We start from the raw sequence: 2,271 nt of genomic DNA on the forward strand, positions 1-2,271 counted from the left end.
GGCCGGTGTGTGGGACGTAAAGCGAAGCAGTCCCACACACCGGCCCCTCCGGCCCGTCACCGCACCCACAGCCCCGCGCAGCGGACCCGGCCCGCCGCAGGCGCAACGGCGAGAAACCACCACGGCGGGAAAGCCGAAAACGTGGGCCCAAGGCAAAACGCAGCGCAGGCGCAACGGCGAGAAGCCCCACGGCGGAAAAGCCGAAAACGTGGGCCCAAGGCAAAGCGCCGCGGCCGCCGCCCGCGAGGGCTTACGGCAGCGCCAGCATCCGCTCCAGCGCCAGCTTCGCGAAGCTCTCGGTCTCCCTGTCGACCTCGATGCGGTTGACGACCTTGCCGGCGGCGAGGGACTCCAGCGCCCACACCAGGTGGGGGAGGTCGATGCGGTTCATCGTCGAGCAGAAGCAGACCGTCTTGTCGAGGAAGACGATCTCCTTGTCCTCCGCGGCGAAGCGGTTGGCCAGCCGGCGGACCAGGTTGAGTTCGGTGCCGATGGCCCACTTCGAGCCGCGCGGGGCGGCCTCCAGCGCCTTGATGATGTACTCCGTCGAGCCGACGTGGTCCGCCGCCGCCACGACCTCGTGCCTGCACTCGGGGTGGACGAGGACGTTCACGCCCGGAATGCGCTCCCGCACGTCGTTCACCGACTCCAGCGAGAACCGGCCGTGCACCGAGCAGTGGCCGCGCCACAGGATCATCTTGGCGGCCCGCAGCTGCTCGGCGGTCAGGCCGCCGTTCGGCTTGTGCGGGTTGTAGACCACGCAGTCGTCCAGGGACAGGCCCATGTCGCGGACGGCGGTGTTGCGGCCCAGATGCTGGTCGGGCAGGAACAGCACCTTGCTCGTTGCGGGGTCCCCCTGCTCGAAGGCCCAGTCCAGCGCCCGCTTGGCGTTGGAGGACGTGCAGATCGTGCCGCCGTGCTTACCGGTGAACGCCTTGATGTCGGCCGAGGAGTTCATGTAGGAGACGGGGACGACCTGCTCGGCGATACCGGCCTCGGTCAGCACGTCCCAGCACTCGGCGACCTGCTCGGCGGTGGCCATGTCGGCCATCGAGCAGCCGGCGGCCAGGTCGGGGAGGATCACCTGCTGGTCGTCGCCGGTGAGGATGTCCGCGGCCTCCGCCATGAAGTGCACACCGCAGAAGACGATGTACTCGGCGTCCGGCCGGGCGGCGGCGTCCCGCGCGAGCTTGAAGGAGTCGCCGGTCACATCGGCGAACTCGATGACCTCGTCGCGCTGGTAGTGGTGCCCGAGGACGAAGACCTTGTCCCCGAGCTTCGCCTTGGCCGCGCGGGCGCGCTCGACGAGGCCAGGGTCCGACGGCGCCGGCAGATCGCCGGGGCACTCCACGCCGCGCTCGCTCTTCGGGTCGGCCTCACGGCCGAGGAGGAGCAGCGCCAGCGGGGTCGGCTGGACGTCCAGGGGCTGGGCGGTGGTCACAACACGCACCCTCTCTTTTCTGCGGACGGCTTTTGCATACGCCTTTTCGTCTATTTGACGCTATCTATCATAGCCGCTTCATGTCACTTTGACGATGGCCATTGTGTCGATGTGACGCATCAGCACCCCGCCGTGTGCGGTCGGCCACCTGTTCCCGGCCGTCGGTGTGCGAGCATGAGGGGAGAACACGGCGAGAGGCTGCCGCCGGCAGTGTCCGGAAGGCTTCTCGACGCATTGCGCCCAGCCGGAATTAATCCGGGACGTCCCCGGTTGCAGCTGGTTGCAACCGATGACAAGCGGTCCGTACAACCCGGGAGAGATCTAGATGAGCGTTCAGGAAGAGACCACCGTCAGCGACGGCATCATCCTGTCCGACGCGGCCGCGTCGAAGGTCAAGAGCCTTCTGGAGCAGGAGGGCCGCGAGGACCTCGCGCTGCGGGTGGCGGTTCAGCCCGGCGGCTGCTCCGGCCTGCGCTACCAGCTCTTCTTCGACGAGCGCTCGCTCGACGGCGATGTCGTCAAGGACTTCGACGGTGTCAAGGTCGTCACCGACCGGATGAGCGCGCCCTACCTGGGCGGCGCCTCCATCGACTTCGTCGACACCATCGAGAAGCAGGGCTTCACGATCGACAACCCCAACGCCACCGGCTCCTGCGCCTGCGGCGACTCCTTCAGCTAAGGGGTACGGGCAGTACGTACGAAAGGCGGCGCCCCCGATGGGGGAGCGCCGCCTTTCGTTTTGCCGTCTCGGTGCGGCCCCCCGCGGGGGGGCGCACCCGGGGCCCCCGAGGGCACCGGCGCGACCCACGCCACCACCACCACCCACCCGC

The 2,271-nt window shown here is 68.6% G+C and carries 2 protein-coding genes; one reads left to right on the forward strand and one right to left on the reverse strand.

The genetic code is table 11. The features are described from left to right. Window positions 1–250 precede the first annotated feature (250 nt). The gene (nadA, locus tag ACWGJY_RS37045; RefSeq protein ID WP_453265294.1) at window positions 251–1,441 is read right to left on the reverse strand and encodes a quinolinate synthase NadA; all 1,191 of its coding nucleotides are present in this window, start codon (window positions 1,439–1,441) and stop codon (window positions 251–253) included. A gap of 325 nt (window positions 1,442–1,766) precedes the next feature. Between nadA and erpA the strand changes: the two genes are divergently transcribed. After that, on the forward strand, window positions 1,767–2,120 hold the full coding sequence (gene erpA / locus ACWGJY_RS37050) for an iron-sulfur cluster insertion protein ErpA (protein ID WP_453265295.1): 354 nt from the start codon (window positions 1,767–1,769) through the stop codon (window positions 2,118–2,120). Window positions 2,121–2,271: the final 151 nt, after the last annotated feature.

It is taken from the genome of Streptomyces sp. NPDC054765 (assembly GCF_053612065.1).